This is a genomic window from Coleofasciculus sp. B1-GNL1-01, assembly GCF_040220235.1.
Lineage (GTDB): Bacteria > Cyanobacteriota > Cyanobacteriia > Cyanobacteriales > Coleofasciculaceae > Coleofasciculus.
The window spans coordinates 42,321-63,697 of record NZ_JAVJTO010000092.1; the positions used below are offsets into that span (position 1 = coordinate 42,321).

Below are 21,377 nucleotides of genomic sequence, written 5' to 3' on the forward strand. Positions count from 1 at the left end.
AACAACTTTATCCACTCAATTTAATCGGGTCGCCCTTTATTCTTAAGGTTGGTGGGCAGTGCCCACCCTACGATTGCACTACACGAAGCGTGAATATAGAGAATAGGGAATAGGGAATAGGGAATAGGGAATAGGGAATAGGGAATAGGGAATAGGGAATAGGGAAAACCCAAGCAATACCTTGATCTGACCCCACCCTAACCCTCCCCTTATCAAGGGGAGGGAACGTTTCCCCCCTTAATAAGGGGGGACTAAGGGGGGTTAAAAGGAGATTCGACGAGATTCAAAGTCTGACAAGGAACGCTTTTAACCTTAAGTTGACACCAATGGCAAGGATGGTGCCCCTACAAAATATAAAGGACAAATGACGAATGACGAATGACATAAGACAAAGGACATAAGACAAAGGACGAATGACAAATGACACTCAACCCTGATATTCGCGACCAAGCCTATCAATTTTTTATCGAAGAAGCGCCAGAACTCTTACAAAATATTGAAGCAGGTTTGCTTAATCTGCGCCAGGATCGTAGCACGGCAAATGTCCATGGAATTATGCGATCCGCTCATTCATTAAAAGGAGGTGCGGCGAGTGTAGAATTGGAGGCGATTAAAACTATCGCTCATCGCCTAGAAAATATTTTCAAGGCACTCTACAACGAAACCGTTGACATTGATACAGACTTAGAGAGTCAACTGCTGCAAGCTTATGATTGTTTGCGTCTGCCTTTGATGGAGCAAATTGCCACCAATCAGTTCGATCAAGAGCAAGCTTTAGCGATTGCTGAACCAATTTTTGCTCAGATTGAAACCCGGTTAGGTGATGCGTTAACTCAGGCAGATAATTTTATCCCCAGTTCCTCAGAATTAGGGGTAGATATGGCATTATCCATCTTTGAAGTGGATGTAGAACAAGGATTAGCATTACTGTCTCAGGTGGTGGCAGATCCAGACCATCATCCAGTAGCCGGAGAATTACGGGCGCAAGCAGATGTATTTGCGGGGTTTGCCGAACTTTTAAATCTACCCGGATTTGGCGCGATCGCAAACACGGCAATTACGGCGCTAAATGCTCACCCAGACAAGGCGTTAGAGATTACTCAACTTGCCCTGGCTGATTTTGATGCAGGTAGACTGGCGGTGTTAAATGGCGATCGCACTCAGGGGGGAACCCCATCGCCTCAGTTAATGGCATTAGCAGGTGCGGCTGATGAGACCCCTGATAGAGAAGCTGGGGAAGCTGGGGAAGCCGGGGAAGCCGGGGAAGCTGGGGAAGCTGGGGGGTTAGGTTTCCCAGCATCCGAGGAATCGCTGTCTCCTTCGTCTTTGGATACTGATGCTGAACCGCTTTTAGCCGATTTAGAAGAGGGGGTTCCCTCCTTAGAGGATGTTTTTGGGGAGGTAGAAGCCGACACCAGTCAGGAAGAAGAAGTAGAACCAGAACCGGAAGAGGAATTAACAGCAGCGTCGGCATCGAGTCTAAGTATACCTGCACCAGAAACCCTAGAAGACGCGATCGCATCCATCGGGCAAGTGTTTGAGGAATTGCCTGCGGTTGAAGATCTACCTGCACCTGCGGCGAGTGATGACGCAACTCCTGCCGTTACCTCTAATAGTCTGGTTCCCTCAAAACGGGGTTCGAGTGAACTTTCTGCCACTCATCCATCTGCCCAACCCACATCCGAGAACCGAGAACCTGAATCAGTATCGCCGAAACGTTCTAAATCTAAACAGGAAGCAGCGACACCTCACCTATCAGTGCGGGTTGACTCGGAACGCTTAGAACGCATGAATAACCTGGTGGGTGAGTTAGCGATTAACCGGAATGGGTTATCCCTGCAACACCAGCAACTACAACGATCTGTGCGAGAGTTATTAGAGCGATTTAGCCGAGTGCAAAGCATGGTGGGTAATTTGCGGGAACTCTCAGACAAGATGCTGATTTCACCAGAACGCTATAATCCCCAGATCAACATCGCCCTGCTGAATCAACTGACTGAATTCGTCAGCCGCACCGAGGAGTTTGATTCCCTGGAATTGGATAACTATAGTATCCTTAACTCCCGACTGCAACAACTGATTGAAGATATGGTGCAGTTGGAAGAATCAGTGGATGATGTCGCCCTATTTGCCAAGCAATCGGATCAAACCCTGGAACAGCAACGCCAAATGCTGACCAGTTTACGGGATGAATTGATGTGGGCGCGGATGTTGCCCTTGGGTGAGGTTCTTAACCGTTATCCGCGTGTGATCCGAGATTTGTCTACTCGGTATGAAAAATCGGTTAATTTGAAACTGAATGGAACAAATGTTCTGGTAGACAAAGCGGCGTTAGAAAAACTCTATGATCCGCTACTGCATTTACTTCGCAACGCCTTTGACCATGGGATTGAATCGCCGGAGGTGAGGCGTCAGCAGGGGAAATCTGAAGTTGGACAAATTGAAATTCGCGCCTATCACCAAGGCAGTCAAACCATTATAGAGGTCAAAGATGATGGTCAAGGATTAAATACTAAACGGATTGGTCAACAGGCGGTTGATATGGGATTGGTGTCACCGCAACAACTGACGACGCTGGCTTCTAATCGATTATTTGAATTTCTGTTTGAACCGGGATTTTCTACGGCGGAACAAGTGAGTGAACTGTCAGGGCGAGGGGTAGGATTAGATATCGTGCGATCGCAGATGCGTTCATTAAAAGGGACGATTTCGGTTCATTCATCTCCTGGAGTCGGGACAACGTTTACCTTACGCCTACCGTTAACCCTCACCATTGGTAAATTACTCGTCTGTTTCGTTGGTTCCACCGCGTTGGCGTTACCCTCAGACAGTGTAGAAGAAATTGTTATTCCCAAAGGCAATCAAGTCAAAACCACCGGAGAACAGCGATTTCTACGCTGGCGGGGTCAAATTGTCCCCACCTATCGGTTAACGGATTTATTGGATTATGCTTGTCCCTTACCCGAAACCTGTCCCAGTCAGGCGTTGGTTTCGGTTCCATCACCAACCAATTGGGCGTTACCGATGCTGGTTTTGCGTCAAGATCAATATGTTCTCGCCCTAGAAATTGATCGCCTCGTCACAGAACAGGAATTAGTAATTAAACCCTTTGGTAGTGCGATCGCGCCTCCGAGTTTTACTTACGGTTGTACTATCTTAGGGGACGGCAGTTTAATCCCCGTGATTGATGGCGCTGTGTTAATGGATCAGCTTTTAGGTCAAAGCAGCCAGTCAATCTCAATTACATCCAGCAACCGCACGCTTGTGAGCATGAGCGAGTCGCGTACTGCTCACACAAATGATAAAGTCCAAACCGCGAAAGCCCCCACCGTCTTAGTCGTAGATGACGCCGTAGCCTTACGGCGAACTCTCGCCCTCACCTTAGAACGAGCTGGATGTCGGGTATTACAAGCCAGAGATGGACGAGAAGCGCTGGAACAATTACGGCAAACCTCAGCCATTAATTTAGTGGTTTGTGACATTGAAATGCCCAACATGAACGGGTTTGAATTTCTGGGTCAACGTCGCCAAGATCCCCAGATTTCCCAGGTTCCGGTGGTGATGTTAACCTCCCGCAGTAACGATAAACATCGCTGGTTAGCACGGCATTTAGGCGCAAATGCCTACTTTACCAAACCCTATCTGGAACAAGAATTTTTAGGTGCGATCGAACAAATTTTAACCCAGGATAAGTCACAACAGCCGCAATTGCAACCCTCTTGATCAGGTGAGAGTTATCAGTTATCAGTGAGCAGTTATCAGAAGCAGGGGGAGCAAGGGGAGCAGGGGGAGATTATGTAGGGGCGGGTTTCACTACTATCTTTTTGGTTACATCCAGATGTAACTAAACCCGCCCCGATAAATGGCATAAGACAAATAACTTAGCTTGCTTCTCAAGGGAGCGAGTATGACGAATGACGAATGACTAATGACGAATGACAAATGACAAAGGACAAATGACAAATGGCAACATTAGTTACTCAATTTCAACCCAACGATACTGATTTATCCCAATCTAGACAGGTTATTCCATCTTTAAAATTCATTGTCTTCAGCATGGGAAATCTGCATCTAGCCTTACGCATTGAGTCAGTTTATAAAGTCGTGGATCACACACCAATCTACAGTAGTGGGCTGAATCATGTCGGCGTTGCTCATTTAGGCGATCGCGAAGTGACTGTTGTAGACTTGTATTGGCGATTTTTCAAGCAAAGCCCGATTCAGGAATCCAGCACGGGCGGGTATTTGATTGTGGTTAGAAACACGACAGGGGACTTATATGGAATTCCGGTAACGGACACACCAATGTTAATGGAAATACCCTTATCAGCCATTCGTTTACTACCCGAATCCTATCGACGAGCCGATACTCTAGAAGTTGCCAGTCATGTCGCCGTCATTCCCCAAGATAAAGAATCGATTACTGTATTTTTACTCGATGTCGATTTACTGATGCCAATCTTCCAGGAAATTGGCACATTAACACACAACGGATGAAACAATTTTGAGCCTGTATCCGTGGAGAAACCGTAGGGGCGCACCGACGTGCGCCCTTTTCGGACGTGCGCCCAATTTCACCGTCAAATCTATGCCACAATTTGAGCTGTGCCACGCCACTACGGTATATGATTGAATATCAACACTAATGCTTTAGAAATCTACTTCTGTCAGTTTTTTTAGGTAGACGCAGTTTTAACCATCCAGTCGAGAATGGTGCTTTGCCCTAGACATCGCCGATAATATAATTAATCCAGTTAGCTGGCATAGCAATGGAAACTCTAACCCTGAATGTACCTCCTATCGTTGGTTTAACCGACGAGCAATTTTACCAACTTTGTGTCGCGAATGAGCAATGGCGCTTAGAACTAACCGCTGATGGAGAACTAATTATTATGCCCCCAACAGGTGGAGAAAGTGGTATTAGTAATGCGGGTCTGACCGCTAAAGTTTACAATTGGAACGAACAAACTAGACTGGGAAAAGTTTTTGACTCCTCCACTGAGTTTCGATTACCTAATAATGCCAAACGTTGTCCCGATGTATCCTGGGTGCTTCTGGAACGTTGGGAAGCCTTATCTCCTGAACAACGGCGACGTTTTCCTCCTTTATGTCCAGACTTTGTGATTGAACTTCGTTCTGAAAGTGATTCGCTTAAAAACTTACGTGCCAAAATGTTAGAGTACCGAGATAATGGCACTCGTTTAGGTTGGCTTATTGACCCCCAAACCCCCCTGGTGGAAATTTATCGACCGACTGTTGATGTAGAACAAATTAATTTCTCGATTGACGAACCACCTACACTGTCAGGTGAAGATGTGTTACCTGGGTTTGTCCTCGATTTAACCGTGATCCTGAATCCTTAAAGTTCATTTATTGGTGAGGGAGGGCGGGTTTTGTTGAACATTTATTGGTGGATATTTGAATTAAGTCCCTAAACCCGCCCCTACAATTGTGTCTAAAACATCGCCGACCTTTGTGGTTACATCCGCCCCTACCATCAGGGTTTTGTTTATGGGTTATTGGTGATAAGCTTACCTTAAGACCCAACCAAATCTAGCTTGACTACCCCTTTGTAATCCAGTCCTTGTTTAACGGACTTCATTTGTGTAGCTGCGACTTCCAGCCGCCAGAGCAATTTATTAATTAAAACTATGGTGCAGAATTCCAATCTTTCACTGGTGCAAATTCAAGACATTTATCCTTGCTTACATTCTCACATCACGCTTTATATGTTGGAGAATTTTGGGGCAACAGTTAAACTTCTGAGTCCCCATCCGCCTCAAGACCTAATTGTGCAAATCTGGACGAATGCTTTAACCAAATTCAATAGCGAAGGGGATTGGCATGGCATCAATTTAATCTATACTCCCGAAGAATCCCAGCCAGTCTCTGTATTCCAAGGCTCATTTATGCCAACTGCTCCCGGAGATTTTCAATTCACCTATCGATTTCGCCTGAAAAATGACGAAAATGCATGGCAATGGGCAGGACAATTTCAGGAAAATGGTTACCTTAAAGTAGAACTGCCGTCTCCAGATAGGCAATGGACACAAGGACCCAATTTTGTCGAAGTTTTCCCTAATATCTATGTCGGCAATTTTATCGCCGCGTCCCAAGCGACATCTTTAGGTATCGATGCTGTGCTGAATTTGGGCGAGGAATTGACCTTAATGTTTCCCGAATTTTCTCCTATTACTTATAGAAAAATGGGGACTTTAGACGGCGCATCGAATCCGATTGCCGATGAATTGTTGTTAGCCGCTGTTCAGTGGATTGATGAACAAGTGCAGCAAGGCAAAAAGAAGATATTACTCAATTGTCGTGCTGGGATTGGTCGCAGTGGTTCTGTCGGTGTTGCCTATTGTTTCTGGAAAAATCCCCAGTGGACTTATCAACAAACTTTAGACTACATTTGGAGTAAAAAGCCCAATATTTATCCCCACTCTCAATTGCAAGATAGCTTAGAACGTCTCTTTCCTCGGTCAACGTCAAGGTAAGCGAAAAAACCCGCTCTGACCCCAACCGCTAATTTGTATAATTCAGTTGGTGTGGGTTTTAGGTGAGTTGGTCGAGTTGCGTTAGTTCTCTTCGACGTAATTTGTTTAGGGTTAAGTTTCCCTGACTACGAACGGTGCGATCGCCTGAATTCACCTTCACCAAATAGAGCTTAAATTCAGAATGAATCCGGGTAAAATCGCTTCTCCTGAGAGAGTAGCCGGAGCCTTTAAAACTTCAACAGCTTGCTGAGGACGATAAATTTCCACTCGTCTCATTCCTGGCGCAATTAACCAACCCAAACGAGCGCCATTCTCGATATATTCCTTCATTTTATCTTGCCTGTCTTTTAAGGTATCCGAAGGAGACATCAATTCCACCACAAAATCAGGACAAATGGGTGGAAACTTGGTGCGTTGTTCAGGAGACAGAGCTTCCCATCGTTCCTGTATCACCCAAGCCAAATCCGGAGAACGATTAGCACCATTGGGGAGTTTAAAACAGGTGGAGGAGTCAAAGCCAACCCCTAATCGAGTTTGGCGATTCCATATCGCTAAATCAGCACCAAACTCAAAATTTTGATTTCCGGTTTCTCCGCCAGTTGGAGGCATAATAATTAGTTCTCCTTGGGCATTGCGTTCAAATTTAAGATCTGGATTCGCCCGACACAACTGATAAAATTGGTCGTCGGTTAGCTGAATGATTGGGTTAAAGTCTATCGTATAAGCGGTCATTTTTGTTTTACCTATTAACTTAAATACCAATCCTACCCCGATGACTGTCAAGTGCGATCGCACAATTTTCTGGTATACTTTTCACCTATGAAAATGTGCCTGCCTATAACCTTTTGATTAAGTATTTTAGACACAAATAGTAGACAAGGCGGTAATAGCACCAATCGCGGTAAACACTACTAAATTATGGTCAGAACTCGCAAACATCTGGGGGACTGACTGGACAAGTTGGCTGTGGTATGGGATTGTCTCCGAGGTCAAGGTGAATCAGATTGGTAAGTTCAGATAGAGGAGAGACATCTGTTATTTGGTTATCGTTGAGGAAAAGCAAACTCAGATTGGTAAGTCCAGATAGAGGACTGACATCTTTTATTTGGTTGTCGCTGAGGCCAAGCCAACTCAGATTGGCAAGTCCAGATAGAGAACTGACATCTGTTATTTGGTTAGAGCTGAGGGAAAGCCCAGTTAGATTGGTAAGTGCAGATAGAGAACTGACATCTGTTATTTGGTTGTTGCTGAGGGAAAGCCAAGTCAGAGTGGTAAGTTCAGATAGAGGAGTGACATCTTTTATTTGGTTACTGCTGAGGTCAAGCCCAGTCAGGTTGGTAAGTCCAGATAAAGGACTGATATCTATTATTTTGTTGTCGCTGAGGTAAAGCAAAGTTAGATTGGTAAGTCCAGATAGAGGACTGATATCTGTTATTTGATTAACTTTGAGGTCAAGCTCAGTGCGACTTGATAGGTTTTCATTAGCTTGTTGACAGTCACTCGTGTCGGCTATTTCTAACAACACTTCTACTGTTTTCCTTGCCTCAGCTGACAAACGGGTTTTGTTCAGACACCACTCTTGAAAAGAACTCCCCAAGCTAGGGTTAGCTGCTTGAGCCACCTCCCATCCTAATATCCACGTACTAATCGTTAGAGCAATTACAGCAGTTTTATGCATTTCCTTTCTCTCCCTCAAAGATATCGCCATCCTATTTTAGTGCTGACAGGTGAAAATCTTAAAACCCAGGTATATCAAGGAACACAGTTTAAAAAATTGCCACAACCCTTTAATACCAATCCTACCCCGATGATGGTAAAGTGCGATCGCCTACTTTTCTGGTATACTTTTCACCTATGAAAATGTGCCTGCCTATAGCCTATCTATGAAGCCTTTCAGACCAAGACAGTAGACAGCGCAATCACAGATAAGGTAGTTATAAGCCTAAGCAATAGCGAGTCGTTGCTTCAACCCTTGCCATAACTTCTTCAGACAGTAAACCCGCAGGTTGTTTAGGAAAGCGTTTGGAATCCAGGGAGCGAATTTGGAAACATAAGAACACCGTTTCCATGGGCAAACCACTGTCGGCTGTAGAAACCCGCACGTTCGTTGGGTAATCGCGCTGGATATTTTCTCCTTTCGTTCCTACAATAACCGTTACCACTAGCGGTAAACGATTAATGGCATCAATTGAAAGGACAAGCACAGGACGTTCTCCGGCTTGTTCTCTCCCTTGAACTGGGTTGAGATTAACAAAATAAATTTCGCCGCGTTGAATGCTCACAATTCAGTTAATCCATCCATTTCAGTTACGGCAAATTCCTGCTCAATTGCCTTGAGTTCGCCCTGAATCCCTGGGTCATTTGCCATCATTACCAGTTGCTGTTCAACCGTTTTTCCCTGGCTGTCACGATGGTTAAGGGTGCGAGATAGTCTCAAATTGTGAATAATTCTTTCCATTAACCACAGTTGCTCTTCATCCGATAAGCAACTGACCATTTTTTCAATCTGGTGCAAGGTGGGAGGGTTCATGATCTAAGATTCTACGGATTGAGTGGCTCTAAGGTCTAGCTTATCATTTGGATCTGCGGAAAAGGTTCAGGCGATCGCATAATCTGCCTGTTGATTTTATTTCCTCTGAATTTGACAATTTAACCCAAATATGAGTTAACCCGTAGGGGCGGGTTTTACTGTTATCTTTGGCGAGAAACTTCTCAATTCAATAAACCCGCCCCGCACCCAACCGTTAACGGGTAGAATCCAGGTGGTGTGGGTTGGAGGTGAGTTTTTCGAGTTCCGTTAGTTCTCTTCGACGTAACTTGTTTAAGGCTAAAGCCTCAACTACAAACGGCGCGATCGCACGTTTGTCTGTTAGATCTAAATCAGGACATGATGGTATCGTGTCCCTACCCAATCAATTCTTCCGTAGGGGTACGGCATTGCCGTATCCTGGGTTTAAGGTGACGCTTCGCACCCACGCCCAGGCAATCCTAACAAACCTTTAATACCAATCCTCCCCAGATTACGGTAAAGTCATTAAGAAGTCGGCATATCATTGAGACTGTTCATGAGCGGATATTCCCACGCATCTACTCCCGAATCCAACGGTGCTACCGACGTTCGCGCCACCGAGAAGGCGAAACAGGTGGCTGCGGAAAATATGGATCATCGGACGGTAGACCGCAAGCAGTTAACGCCGATGATGCAGCATTTTGCGGAACTCAAAGACCAGTATCCGAATGCGGTACTGCTGTACCGGGTGGGTGATTTCTATGAAACCTTCTTCCAAGATGCGCGGCGAGTGGCGGAAGAATTGGAATTAGTCCTCACCAGTAAGGAGGCAGGAAAAGGGGTAGGACGAGTTCCGATGACGGGTGTCCCTCATCACTCCATTGAACGCCACGCCACTCAGTTAGTGGAAAAAGGCTATGCGATTGTTATTTGTGATCAGGTAGAAGACGCCTCCATCGCCGCCAAAGAAGGGCGTCAGGTGAAACGGGAAATCACGCGGATTCTTACCCCCGGTACGTTAACCGAAGCCGGGATGCTGAATGCTAAACGTAATAACTTCCTGGCGGCGGTGGTGATAGCGGGGAATCATTGGGGATTAGCCTATGCGGATATTTCCACGGGGGAATTTTTCACGACTCAAGCCACGGATTTAGAGTTACTGGTTCAGGAACTGTTGCGTTTGCACCCGTCAGAAGTGCTGATTCCCACCAACGCCCCGGATTTGGGGAGTATGTTGCGTCCAGGGGAACGTTCAGAGTCATTACCGGATTGGTTCCCTAGTTCCTTTTGTTATAGCCTGCGTCCGCAAACCCCCTTCCGTTCCTCAGAAGCTAGACAACGACTCCTAGAAAGATTTAAAGTGCGATCGCTAGAAGGGATGGGTTGTGAACATTTGCCTCTGGGAGTGCGGGCGGCGGGGGGATTGCTGGAATATTTGGAAGAAACCCAAAAGGAAAATTATGTCGCTCTGCAACATTTACGCACCTATACTTTAGCCGATTATCTGATTCTAGATCACCAAAGCCGCCGCAATTTAGAAATTACCACCACGGTGCGGGATAATACGTTTCATGGTTCTCTTCTCTGGGCATTGGATCAAACCAGTACCTCCATGGGTGGACGGGCATTACGCCGTTGGTTATTGCAACCCTTACTCGATGTTAAAGGAATTCGGGCGCGACAGGATACGATTCAGGAGTTGACGGAAAATACCGGACTGCGGGAAGATTTGCGTCAGTTATTACGGGGAATTTATGATTTAGAACGATTAACTGGACGCGCGAGTTCGGGAACCGCCAATGCACGGGATTTGGTGGCGTTAGCGGATTCCCTGTTAAAGTTACCCGACTTAGCCGAACTTGCGGCGTATGGGGGTTCTCCCTATCTGAAAGCCTTGCAAACCTTTCCCCCTGAATTAGAACAGTTAGGACACAGCATTCGCGCCCATCTGGTGGAATCGCCGCCATTACAGATAAAGGAAGGCAATTTAATTCGTCCTGGGGTGAATGACCAACTGGATGAAATGCGTCGCATGGCGGAAGCAGATCAGCAATGGATTGCTAACTTAGAAGTCAGCGAACGCGATCGCACGGGTATTGCTAATCTAAAAGTAGGATACAACAAAACCTTCGGCTATTACATCAGTATTGCTCGCTCTAAAGCTGACCAAGTTCCCGACGAGTACATCCGCAAGCAAACCCTAACCAACGAAGAACGCTACATTACTCCTGACTTAAAAGAACGCGAAACCCGGATTCTGACCGCACGGGATGATTTAAACCGCTTAGAATATGAGATTTTTGTCGGATTACGCGCCCAAGTGGGGAATTACGCCCAGTTAATTCGCAATCTGTCCCGCGCAGTGGCGGCGATTGATGTTTTGTCGGGTTTAGCAGAAATTGCGGTACGCCAGGGCTATTGTCGTCCCACAATGGTAGAGGGGCGGGAAATTACGATTATTGATGGACGCCATCCCGTGGTGGAAAAGTCTCTCCCGGTGGGATTCTTTGTCCCTAATTCGGCGTATTTGGGATGGGAGGAGTCCACGTCATCATCTGCGGAAAAGACAAAGACAGAGAATCATCAACGTCCCGATTTAATTATCCTCACTGGACCCAATGCCAGTGGCAAAAGTTGCTATTTACGCCAAGTGGGATTAATTCAAATTATGGCGCAGACGGGGAGTTTTGTGCCAGCGACATCGGCGACATTGGGAATCTGCGATCGCATTTTTACTCGGGTTGGCGCGGTTGATGATTTAGCTACGGGTCAATCCACGTTTATGGTGGAGATGAATGAAACGGCAAATATCTTAAATCATGCCACCAATAAGTCCCTGGTTTTATTAGATGAAATTGGCAGAGGAACCGCCACGTTTGATGGGTTATCCATTGCTTGGGCGGTGGCGGAATATCTGTCTCTGGAAATTCAAGCACGGACTATTTTTGCTACCCATTACCATGAATTAAACGAACTGGCATCTATTCTAGAGAATGTTGCTAATTATCAGGTTACGGTGAAAGAATTGCCCGATGAAATTATCTTTTTACACCAAGTTCAACCGGGCGGGGCGGATAAGTCTTATGGGATTGAAGCAGGGCGTCTGGCGGGTTTACCTCCGGCGGTGATTCAACGGGCAAAGCAGGTGATGGGGCAAATTGAAAAGCACAGTAAAATTGCCATGGGATTGCGGAAAGGTATTGCTAAAAAACCCCAGGATACTGAAACGATTACCCCAGACACATCGGTACAGCAGTTAGATATTTTTGCCGAGTAGGGGCGAACCATTGCGGGTGTTTCGGTTCTACTGCTAAATTAGCATCGCAAATGCTTCGCCCAGTCAAATGTCAAAAGAGAGGTTATACCAAATCCCCCGGAGTAGATTAACAAGACGTCAGAAAACCTCTAAACGCATAACCGGATACAGGGGCGGAAATCGGAACCCAATACTTGGTGCCACCATTCTCAATCGTGACAGTTTGTCCATCTGTTAATACGGTGACAGACTCACTATAAACCGTGGGTTGTTCTCGGACATACAACCCCCCTCCTATAGCTGCCACTTGGCGACAGTTGGCTGAGACTTGTGCTAGTTTATCAGGGGTCTCATTTTCTACAGACATTCCGGCTGAAGTGGAGGGCTGGTGTCTTGGAGATGATGGTGTTGTCGCCACAGCCGAGGCTGTACCCAATGCCATCAACGCTGGGGTTGTCAATCCTATCAATTTATACAAACTTTTCATTGCTTTTCCGAATTTAACTTGCATGATAAAAATTTATCTAACTAGGGTAAATTATCCATCTATCTATATAAGTAAACATTAATATCCCTCCACTGAAACAGCAAGTTTTGAACAGATGAAACGAATCGTACAGTAAGCGTTTTAAGGAGGCTTAATCCGTAAAACTGATTAAGTTTTTTGACATCTTCCTATATGCTGATTTTTATAAAAACTCCAGTTATTTTAGTTTTCCTTTATAAGCTGTGCTGTTCGGCATTTAAACCTTAATATCAATAAGGGCGCAATCCTTGTAGTGTGTTTAGCGAAGCCATGCCGTAGGCTTTGCATCTTGCTCGCTACCCATTCCCAATTTAAATGCATGACAGCTTACTCTAGGCTTATAGAAAACTCCTACTTTCGATAGAAGGTTATGCCCTTCCCCAGGTAGATGAGATGGTCAATAGAAGCGGTTAAATTGTTAGGTGGACAACGTGAACAAAGCCAACTCTGTTCTTGCGCTAACAGTATTCGTATACCTTAAGCTGTTACGAATCGGAAAATAGCCTTGCCTGATAATTCAAATAAGTAAATTTAGTTTTGGTGGCAAAACTATCGTCCATAGATGATTTTAAAAGAGGTTTTCATGAAAAAGCAACATCAGAATAATCTAAGTAATCGTAATCTCAAAAATGCCGGACTATTAGGAGCGATAGTCGGTGGTGTTCTAATTAGCTTACCAGCAACGATTTTAGAAGCATCAGCCGCACCTTTTTCTACCTTAGCTCAAGTCAATCCTTGTCCGGGAATCTACTACGAAGAACCCTACAATAGCACACGCATGGTTCCGCAGGGGTGTCCGCAGAATGCAGCAGGACAGATGGGTCGAGGCGGTCAAATGCCTGCTAGGATGACTCCTGTACCCCCTCCAGCCGGAGTGTCTCAACCTCCTCTACCAGCAGAACGTAGTGATGCAGTTGCCCGAATCCAACCCACAAACGGTACTGTTGATGTGCGGCTGAAAAATAACACTGATGCTGTTGTTTCTTATCAAGCCGTCGGACATACGGATCGTCGATTTATCTCAGGTGGAGAGGAAATTGTTCTGCAAAACTTACCCACGCCGATTACGATAACCGCCGTTCGTCAGGATGAGGGCTGGCTTCAGATGATGCCTATATCTGTTGATGAAACTGGACAGTTGGAGGTTACATTTGAAGAAGAAACAACGTTAGATAGTAATCAAGGGGTACTGAGAATTCAAGAAGATGGTCAAGTCTTTGTGAATTAGAGAAATTGACGTCATACTCCTCGTACTCCTAAGCGTGTATTTAAGGTTGACAGATCCCCCCAAACCCCCCTTCAAAAGGGGGGCTTACTGTATTCAAAAGATGGTCAAGCCTTTGTGGATTAAACAAGTTGACGCGATGCATTTTTCGTAGAGACGTTCTACCAGAACGTCTCTATTGTTTGGCAATTTACTGTCCTTGTGTGGCTAACTCAACGATAGCTAACCATACTTTATGTAATAACCAAAACCAATAACCGCCGAAAGCAGCGTAGCCTAAAAGCAGTAGCTTCGGATCTTGGAGAAATTTCCCTAAGGTAATCACTGAACCAAGAAGTAAAGCTACCAGAATGGTTACATGAATGTTAGACATAAATACTCTCCTCAAGATATGTACTTGTCCAACATAAGTGAGTGCCCCTAGGAGGAGATCAAGTTTGTTCCAGATGTGAAGTTATGTTAAGGTTAGCGGTAAACTCCGCCACGACCAGAAGCAGGGACTATTTGTCCATTATCCCACTTAAATCCGCGAACCTTGTAGCTAGCTTTCGCCGTTTTAATCAGTACTTCTCGAAGCGATTTATGATAGGTTATTAGTCGATCTCTAAGCAATGGATCATTGGAGGCTTCAATTTGGCATACCCATAACGTCATGCCTGACCAGGAAAAAGTTACTTTATCCCAAGATAAATTGTGTTTAAAATTGCCTTCTTCTATACTATTGAGCTTGGGATAAACTCCATCAGAATCGGCTCGTTCGAGTATTTCAACAAAGAACCGACTAGCCTTACGCCATTTATCGATAGGAACTTCATAGTATTTTTCTAAAGAAATTGATAGAGGATAATCCACATCTTCTTTGACTGTCTCGGCAAACAAATCATAAGCTGAGTTAAAAGGATACGGCTTCAATAAATTTTTATGCAGTAATTTTTTCCAAAGACGACTTATGGGTTGAGGAAAATTGTTGACATAATCCGTGAAGTGCTGTAAAAAATCATGGGCATTTTTTACGTGTTTTTCAGCGACTTGGGAAAGTTCCCATCGAGCCTTGAGTTCCTCAACTGACAGTCTAATTAATTCTGCTTTACATTTAGAAATATCTTTTCGATCCAAAGCCTCGTCTATTGGATAATATCCAGGTTTAATAAACTTACTTTTCCAGCATTCAGCTTTGAGGTGCTGAGTAGATCGGGTTTTATGCCATTCATTGATCTGATCAGGTGTCATCAGATCTGGCTGAAACAGCACTTCGCTCGGTAAACTGTCTAAAAGCTGGTAAATTTGCTCTAAGGTTTCATGGTGCTGAAGAGTCATGACGATTTAGGGATGATAAAGACTACTCTAAAATCTTACCAAGAAAAGTTCAGGTGGATAGGACGCGATCGCACCAACTTTTCTATCCTCTTAACTTGAATATTGCCGAGTTAAGCGTTTATGGCACTAAAGTGCCTACTACGAGCCTGTGTTATACTGGCGTCGAGTCTTGAGTTTATTTATAACCTTTACACTATAAATTTTTGTATCAATATTTGAAGCAAAAAGCGCTCATAACTCAAACTAACTTAACTAAAAATTGCCTTTAGCAAGCACTTCAAGAAAAGGAGTCAAGCGGTGAAGCGTGTAAATAAACTGTGGATCAGGGCTTGCCGGATTGTAGCCGCAACCTGTCCCATGTTATCGTTAATGGTTATTACCCCGAATGTGGCGTGGTCGAGCATGGTGAAACTCGATATCAGTCCCCAGGATGCAACCGTTACCACTGTCGCCCAGAATACATCCCCGACTGGGAGTTTAGGCTATACCCGGCAATTTAACCAAGAACTTCAACAAATTGGACAGATATCCCCGCAAGCCTTTAAGCAGCGATATGCCAGTAAAGCTGAGTATTTGCCTCAAATTAGCTGGGATGTGACGACGGCGAAGTTTTGGGATGACTTTAATTTATCACCAGAGGAAATTGCTAATCGGTATCGGGATTATATGATCCCAATTCAACCTCGCGATGATTTTCGCCTGAATGCGGAAGAATTAGCGGTGTTTCAACGCAATGGCTTTGTCGTCAGTGAACGGATGAGCGCTCCTAGCTTTGCTGCTGTATTTTATAACATTTATAGTCGGGATTTGCCTGTTTTTGTCTCTAGCGATGCGTTACTTCATGCATGGCATCGGTCTTATGATGCTATGTTAGAGGAATTGGAAGCCGAGTATTTGGCGCGATCGCTGGATGAAATCTTAGCGGGTATGGCGCAGAGGTTGCCTCAAGTACGGCGGGAATATGGCAAGGGTGTATTAGAGGAGAGTATCCTTGATGCCGATTATTTTATCGCCGTGGCGCGATCGCTACTTTCCGGGAATCGAGTTAGATCCTATTTTAATCAGAATAGTCGCGTCGCTGAAACCCTTGATGCTATTGAATCTGGGCAGCTTCAGGAGTTTACCCTATTTGGGCGCGATCGCAGCGTTGATTTTTCCCAGTTTAAACCCCGTGGACATTATGAAAAATCAGAGGCGCTGAAAAAGTATTTCCGGGCAATGATTTGGTGTGGCAGAATTGATCTGCGGATTGCTGGGAATCCAGAGGAATCTTCGCCACGGGAACTCGGTATCGCGATTATCCTCAACCATCTCCTCAACCAATCTGGGAAATTCTCGCAATGGCAACAGTTTGACCAAATGTTGCAAACCTTTGTCGGTCAAACGGATTCGATGACATTTGCCGAGTTGAATGATTTCTTGGTACAGAATACGATTAAATCCCCCACAGAGATTAAGACATTATCCACCCTGGAACAACTGCAAACCGATATTTTAGCCACGCCATTGGGGTTGCAAAGCATTCGGGGAGATTCCTATCAATCTCCCCCAGATTCCGAACAGATTCAACTTCCCCGAAGTTTTACCCTTCTCGGTCAAAAATTTGTCTTAGATAGCTGGGTGCTGAGTAAAGTAGTTTATGATGACATTCTCTGGGATGGCAAGAAAGTACCACGGCGCATTCCCAGTAGTTTAGATGTGGCGTTTGCCGCGTTAGGAAATAATCAGATTGTCCCCGAATTAGTTGATCGGATGACGACTAGAGGGGGGCGTCAATTTCGAGATGGACTCAATTATCAACATCACTTAGCTGCTGTCAAAACCGTTGTGGATCAGCAAAATCCCGCCATCTGGGAACAAAACATCTACCTAAATTGGTTAGCCACCTTACGGGAACTTTCAACACCAACCACCGAGGCGAAATACCCGGAAGCCATGCGGACAAAAGCCTGGGCAATGAAAACCTTAAATACCCAATTAGCCTCTTGGACGCAGTTACGCCACGACACGATTTTATATGCCAAACAATCCTATACGGGGGGAACTCGTTGCTTTTACCCTGCCGGATTTGTTGAACCCAGACCGGAATTTTGGGGACGGTTTGAGAAGATGGTACAGTTAGCCGCCCAACAGATTAATCGAACCCGTTTTCCCGATTCATCTCGCCAGATTCAGGAACGACAAGTTAAATTCTTAGAGAACTTTGCCGAAAAAGTAGCCATCCTGAAAGACATTGCCACCAAGGAATTAGCACAGCAGGAACTTAGCCAAGAACAAACCCGATTCCTTAGAAATATTGTGGAAATCGATGGCGGTTCAGGGGGTCCTTACTATCGAGGTTGGTATCCGTCTTTGTTCTATGAAGAACCTAAGGATTCTAATAGTTGGGATGCGATTGTTGCCGATGTGCATACGGATGTTCCCGATCCCGTTTTTGGTGATCCGGGGGCGGTACTGCACCAAGGGGTAGGGAATGTGGATTTGTTAATGATTGCGGTGGATAATGGTGAAGATAAAATGGTGTATGCTGGACCGGTGTTAAGCCATTATGAATTTGAAATGCCGGGAGTTGTTCGCAAATCGGATAGTGAATGGCAGAATGATATTAAGGAGGGAAATGTTCCCCCGCGTCCCCAGTGGACGGAAGGGTATCTGGTGCCGGGGATAGAGGAAAGACAATCTCGGTTTTAACTGGCTTTTAGTAAGGGCTAAAGCCCTAAATTATGCCTTTTACCATGTCAATAAAACCGACTTAGACAATTTTCATCAATCAAAACGATTACATTTATTGACATCGGATGTGATCCTGTTTAGCACCCCGACAAAAATCAGTCAACATTAGCCCTGTAGGGGCGACCCGCCTGCATTAATCAAAAACACCAATCTATTCAAGTTAGTCGGGTCGCCCTTTACTCAAGTTAGTAGGCTTGTCCTCCACTACAATTTGGTGGGTTACGGCGGATAGTTCATTTAACGGCTACGTACCATCATTCAGTTCCCGCCTAACCCACCCTACAAATACTGAGCAATTTTCATCAATCAAAACGATTACATTTATTGACATCGGATATCGCAGCAGAACATCACTTCCCGACATCTTTGGCAGGCGATCGCGGTGGAAAATTGGGTAGATGTTGGTGTCAGTTTTGAGGTGAATCAAATTTAGGGTATGATTCGGGCGGGTTTTGTTGTTTGGTTTGAGGTGGGTTTCCTGATTTTGTCCCTAAACCCGCCCCTACATATTGGGGATGTGATCGTGTTTAGCGCCCCGACAAAAATCAGAAAAAATCGTGAAGTTTAACCCTCTCCCCATCTCCCCCATCTTCCCCATCTTCCCCATCTTCCCCATCTTCCCCATCTCCCCCCTGGGTGTTTGCAGCCAAAGCATCTGGTTCGCGATCGCTTTCGTTGGGAACTGTATTAGGAGAACCTATTGTGCTTTCCGATATCATGGTATCCCTAACCCCCAGCATTTACTCCCAGGTAACCCTACCCAACACCACTCCCATGGCTAGTGAACCCCTCGACTACCCCTTTCTCTTACTCACCCATCTGGTTTGTGCCGATCGCCAAATTCATCGGGAAGAGTCGAAACTCTTGCATGAGTTGGCTGATCAAACTCAGATGGGACAACAGACAATCCACGAAATGGAGAAAATTCTCGCCCAAGAGAAAACTCTCCTCCCTGTCAAGGACATCGCCCAGCAAATCCCCCCCGAACAGCAACCCGAAGCGATGCAGCAACTCTTGGCGATCGCCTATGTCGATGGACTCTTTTCCCCCTTGGAACAGCAAATGATTGCACAGGTGGCGCAGATTTGGCACTGGGATGCGACAGAGGTGGAACAGATGGTGACTCAAGCCCAAACCCTGCAAGCCAACCGGGAAAAAGATAGGGAGTCTCTCCCTGAGAAACTCTCACTCAGCGCGATTTTACTCATGGGTGCAGAGTCTATCTTATCCCGCACCTTAATCGCTAAACTTGCCACCTTCGCCCCTGAAACCCTGGGACGCCGCATTGTCCAATTGCAACGGCAAATCCTTGTAGCCGGACCCGACTACGAAGAGGCGGTGCAACAAAATAGTATTATTGCACGGGAAGATTATCGCTTCGCTGAAACTGCATTCACGGATACTGAATCCACGTTAATCGGCTTAAATCAAACCCTAAAACTAACCCTAGAAAACCTCCAGAAAACCATTCATCAGCAGCCGACAAATCCAACCACACAAGAATTAATCAATCAATTCAACCAAACCCAACAAACCCTAGCCGCCGAGATTAGAGAAGAACTGGATAGTGTACGCGAATCCCTCTGGGCAAAACAACGCGCCTTGCACCATTTTAGTCTGGCGGTTATGGGAAAAACCAAAGTCGGCAAAAGTACTCTTCATGCGATTATTATTGGGGAAGGCTGGGAAGCGATTGGTAGTGGAGGACAGCGCACGACTCGCTTTAATCGAGTGTATGATTGGAAAAATATTCGCATTATCGATACCCCCGGAATTGGCGCACCAGGGGGGAAAAGTGAAGAGGAAATTGTCGAAAGTGTGATTGAAGAATCGGATCTAATTTGCTATGTCGTCACCAATGACAGCATCCAAGAAACCGAGTTCCAATTTTTGCAGAAGTTAAAAGCCAAGGCAAAACCCTTAATTATTCTGCTCAACCTGAAATATAATCTGCGTGATCCGCGTCGCTTAGATTATTTCTTAAAAAATCCCGATAAACTCTTTACCCTAGAAGGAAATAGTGGGATTGCTGGACATATCGATCGCATCCGTCGTTATGCCCAAAACCATTATGCCAACGACTATTTTGATATTATTCCCGTCATGCTGCTGGCGGCACAAATGGCAAGCGAACCTGAACACCAAGCCAATCAGGAAAAACTGTTCAAAGCCAGTCGCATTCAGGACTTTTTAGACTCCATCCGCGAATCCCTAGTCAAGCATGGCGCGATTCGGCGATCGCAAACGCTTCTGGGTTCCACTGTGGGGACAATTGAACGCCCCTACCATTGGATGAGTCAGAAATCCCAAAGCTATCACCAATTGAGTACAACCCTTACCCGTCAACGGGAAACCTTACAGGCGCAAATCAAAACGGCGGGTAAGGATCATCTGGAATTCCTCCTGTATCAAATTGGCAGCATTTTTCAAGATATTTTCAATAGTTTACCCGATTTTGCTGAATCCAATTGGAACTTCAGTCAGGAAAGCTTAAGACAAAATTGGGATTATAAACTGCAAGCACTGCAAATTGATGAGCGCCTGCAACATGCCTATCAAACGACGGTGCAAAACTTCAATCGTGATGTAGAAATTGCCTTATCTGAATTGGGAACCGATTTACAATTACTGGCTCATAGTGGTAGGGATAATTTACAATTTTTCCCAAGTCCTGCCGATCTGTACAGTGATAATGCCGCACAAATTGGCGGGAGTTTCCTGAGACTCTCCCAAACCATGGTGACTCATTTTAGTCCCCCGGTGAACAAAACAGTGATGATGGGGGCAGTTGTGCTGAATAGCATTTTAGGTATTTTTACAACCCGCGAACAAAAACGTCATTTTGCCGTTCAACGGTTGTCTAAGTTGTTAACGCCACAAATCCAAGCCAGTCAGCGCAAAATTGAGGAACAAGCGGCTAATAGTTTTCGCGAGTATTACCGCCATGCAGCCGGGAGTATTATGCGCTATATCGAGGGACTGATTCAAGAGTTTGAGCTAATTTCAAAACAGTTTAATCAGCCTCACCAACAACTCAGCAATACAATTAATCGGCTGAATAGAGCGTATAGTAAGCGGATTGTTGATTGGTGTCAAAGCCACTATGAACCCTTAACTGAAGCTGGAATTAATAAAACAGTTACCCAAGTGAAACGGGAGTTTGGTAAACAGATTGATATTCAAACCAAATTTCAAGTCCGATCTCACCTAGACAGCCAGGAAATTAATCGGATTTTGCAAGAAGATGTGTCGATGCATCGGCTTCAGTAGATGAGGGAGTAATGTAGAGACGTAGCATGCTACGTCTGGGAGCA

General features: G+C 45.3%; 17 protein-coding genes. 8 read left to right on the forward strand and 9 right to left on the reverse strand.

The annotated features are described in order from the left end of the window. Positions 1-420 precede the first annotated feature (420 nt). From RID53_RS22695 to RID53_RS22710, 4 genes are all read left to right on the forward strand, one after another. Entirely contained in the window at positions 421-3,723 is a 3,303-nt protein-coding gene (locus tag RID53_RS22695; protein WP_446390263.1) for a response regulator, read from the forward strand. A 240-nt stretch (positions 3,724-3,963) separates the two neighbouring features. Then, the gene (locus RID53_RS22700) at positions 3,964-4,497 is read left to right on the forward strand and encodes a chemotaxis protein CheW (RefSeq protein ID WP_446390264.1); all 534 of its coding nucleotides are present in this window, start codon (positions 3,964-3,966) and stop codon (positions 4,495-4,497) included. A 272-nt stretch (positions 4,498-4,769) separates the two neighbouring features. Continuing rightward, positions 4,770-5,363 (forward strand): Uma2 family endonuclease, encoded by a 594-nt coding sequence (locus RID53_RS22705; RefSeq protein WP_446390265.1) that lies wholly within the window; start codon positions 4,770-4,772, stop codon positions 5,361-5,363. A 288-nt stretch (positions 5,364-5,651) separates the two neighbouring features. Continuing rightward, positions 5,652-6,497: a dual specificity protein phosphatase family protein gene (locus tag RID53_RS22710; RefSeq protein ID WP_446390266.1), complete on the forward strand. Its 846-nt coding sequence runs from the start codon at positions 5,652-5,654 to the stop codon at positions 6,495-6,497. A 156-nt stretch (positions 6,498-6,653) separates the two neighbouring features. Here RID53_RS22710 and RID53_RS22715 read toward each other — a convergent pair whose 3' ends face one another. From RID53_RS22715 to RID53_RS22735, 5 genes are all read right to left on the reverse strand, one after another. Then, positions 6,654-7,229, reverse strand: a complete 576-nt coding sequence (locus tag RID53_RS22715; RefSeq protein WP_446390267.1) for a Uma2 family endonuclease — start codon at positions 7,227-7,229, stop codon at positions 6,654-6,656. A gap of 190 nt (positions 7,230-7,419) precedes the next feature. After that, positions 7,420-8,175, reverse strand: a complete 756-nt coding sequence (locus RID53_RS22720) for a leucine-rich repeat domain-containing protein (RefSeq protein ID WP_446390268.1) — start codon at positions 8,173-8,175, stop codon at positions 7,420-7,422. Positions 8,176-8,431: 256 nt separating this feature from the next. Continuing rightward, the gene (locus tag RID53_RS22725) at positions 8,432-8,779 is read right to left on the reverse strand and encodes a type II toxin-antitoxin system PemK/MazF family toxin (RefSeq protein WP_006099904.1); all 348 of its coding nucleotides are present in this window, start codon (positions 8,777-8,779) and stop codon (positions 8,432-8,434) included. Further along, a complete protein-coding gene (locus RID53_RS22730) occupies positions 8,776-9,027 on the reverse strand; it encodes a hypothetical protein (RefSeq protein ID WP_446390269.1) in 252 nt (83 codons plus the stop codon). The genes RID53_RS22725 and RID53_RS22730 overlap by 4 nt, the downstream gene beginning before the upstream one ends. Before the next feature lie 214 nt (positions 9,028-9,241). Further along, positions 9,242-9,409, reverse strand: coding sequence for a hypothetical protein (locus tag RID53_RS22735; protein ID WP_446390270.1), 168 nt, complete (start codon positions 9,407-9,409; stop codon positions 9,242-9,244). 246 nt (positions 9,410-9,655) lie between these two features. Between RID53_RS22735 and mutS the strand changes: the two genes are divergently transcribed. Continuing rightward, positions 9,656-12,283, forward strand: a complete 2,628-nt coding sequence (gene mutS / locus RID53_RS22740) for a DNA mismatch repair protein MutS (RefSeq protein ID WP_446390284.1) — start codon at positions 9,656-9,658, stop codon at positions 12,281-12,283. Positions 12,284-12,389: 106 nt separating this feature from the next. Here the strand turns inward: mutS and RID53_RS22745 are convergent, their stop codons facing one another. After that, a complete protein-coding gene (locus RID53_RS22745) occupies positions 12,390-12,773 on the reverse strand; it encodes an SH3 domain-containing protein (RefSeq protein ID WP_446390271.1) in 384 nt (127 codons plus the stop codon). Between the two features lie 598 nt (positions 12,774-13,371). Between RID53_RS22745 and RID53_RS22750 the strand changes: the two genes are divergently transcribed. Continuing rightward, positions 13,372-14,016 (forward strand): hypothetical protein, encoded by a 645-nt coding sequence (locus tag RID53_RS22750; RefSeq protein WP_446390272.1) that lies wholly within the window; start codon positions 13,372-13,374, stop codon positions 14,014-14,016. 187 nt (positions 14,017-14,203) lie between these two features. Here RID53_RS22750 and RID53_RS22755 read toward each other — a convergent pair whose 3' ends face one another. Next, complete coding sequence (locus RID53_RS22755) at positions 14,204-14,386, reverse strand: hypothetical protein (RefSeq protein WP_446390273.1); 183 nt, start codon at positions 14,384-14,386, stop codon at positions 14,204-14,206. A gap of 92 nt (positions 14,387-14,478) precedes the next feature. Beyond that, positions 14,479-15,330 carry a hypothetical protein gene (locus tag RID53_RS22760; RefSeq protein ID WP_446390274.1) on the reverse strand — a complete coding sequence of 284 codons (852 nt, stop codon included), beginning with the start codon at positions 15,328-15,330 and terminating at the stop codon, positions 14,479-14,481. Between the two features lie 297 nt (positions 15,331-15,627). On the opposite strand from RID53_RS22760, the gene RID53_RS22765 reads away from it, so the two are divergent. After that, positions 15,628-18,021 (forward strand): DUF3160 domain-containing protein, encoded by a 2,394-nt coding sequence (locus tag RID53_RS22765; protein WP_446390275.1) that lies wholly within the window; start codon positions 15,628-15,630, stop codon positions 18,019-18,021. A 587-nt stretch (positions 18,022-18,608) separates the two neighbouring features. On the opposite strand, the gene RID53_RS22770 is transcribed toward RID53_RS22765, so the two are convergent. After that, positions 18,609-18,782, reverse strand: a complete 174-nt coding sequence (locus tag RID53_RS22770) for a hypothetical protein (RefSeq protein WP_446390276.1) — start codon at positions 18,780-18,782, stop codon at positions 18,609-18,611. Here RID53_RS22770 and RID53_RS22775 point away from each other — a divergent pair. After that, complete coding sequence (locus RID53_RS22775; protein ID WP_446390277.1) at positions 18,781-21,333, forward strand: GTPase; 2,553 nt, start codon at positions 18,781-18,783, stop codon at positions 21,331-21,333. The genes RID53_RS22770 and RID53_RS22775 overlap by 2 nt on opposite strands. The last annotated feature ends 44 nt before the right edge of the window (positions 21,334-21,377 follow it).

Excerpts from the sequence above, each read along its gene's own strand:
- RID53_RS22760 (WP_446390274.1), bottom strand. The coding sequence starts at position 15,330 with ATGACTCTTCAGCACCATGAAACCTTAGAGCAAATTTACCAGCTTTTA.
- RID53_RS22730 (WP_446390269.1), bottom strand. The coding sequence starts at position 9,027 with ATGAACCCTCCCACCTTGCACCAGATTGAAAAAATGGTCAGTTGCTTA.
- RID53_RS22770 (WP_446390276.1), bottom strand. The coding sequence starts at position 18,782 with ATGATATCGGAAAGCACAATAGGTTCTCCTAATACAGTTCCCAACGAA.
- RID53_RS22710 (WP_446390266.1), top strand. The coding sequence starts at position 5,652 with ATGGTGCAGAATTCCAATCTTTCACTGGTGCAAATTCAAGACATTTAT.
- RID53_RS22705 (WP_446390265.1), top strand. The coding sequence starts at position 4,770 with ATGGAAACTCTAACCCTGAATGTACCTCCTATCGTTGGTTTAACCGAC.
- RID53_RS22700 (WP_446390264.1), top strand. The coding sequence starts at position 3,964 with ATGGCAACATTAGTTACTCAATTTCAACCCAACGATACTGATTTATCC.
- mutS (WP_446390284.1), top strand. The coding sequence starts at position 9,656 with ATGGATCATCGGACGGTAGACCGCAAGCAGTTAACGCCGATGATGCAG.
- RID53_RS22695 (WP_446390263.1), top strand. The coding sequence starts at position 421 with ATGACACTCAACCCTGATATTCGCGACCAAGCCTATCAATTTTTTATC.
- RID53_RS22750 (WP_446390272.1), top strand. The coding sequence starts at position 13,372 with ATGAAAAAGCAACATCAGAATAATCTAAGTAATCGTAATCTCAAAAAT.
- RID53_RS22775 (WP_446390277.1), top strand. The coding sequence starts at position 18,781 with ATGGTATCCCTAACCCCCAGCATTTACTCCCAGGTAACCCTACCCAAC.
- RID53_RS22720 (WP_446390268.1), bottom strand. The coding sequence starts at position 8,175 with ATGCATAAAACTGCTGTAATTGCTCTAACGATTAGTACGTGGATATTA.
- RID53_RS22745 (WP_446390271.1), bottom strand. The coding sequence starts at position 12,773 with ATGCAAGTTAAATTCGGAAAAGCAATGAAAAGTTTGTATAAATTGATA.
- RID53_RS22715 (WP_446390267.1), bottom strand. The coding sequence starts at position 7,229 with ATGACCGCTTATACGATAGACTTTAACCCAATCATTCAGCTAACCGAC.
- RID53_RS22755 (WP_446390273.1), bottom strand. The coding sequence starts at position 14,386 with ATGTCTAACATTCATGTAACCATTCTGGTAGCTTTACTTCTTGGTTCA.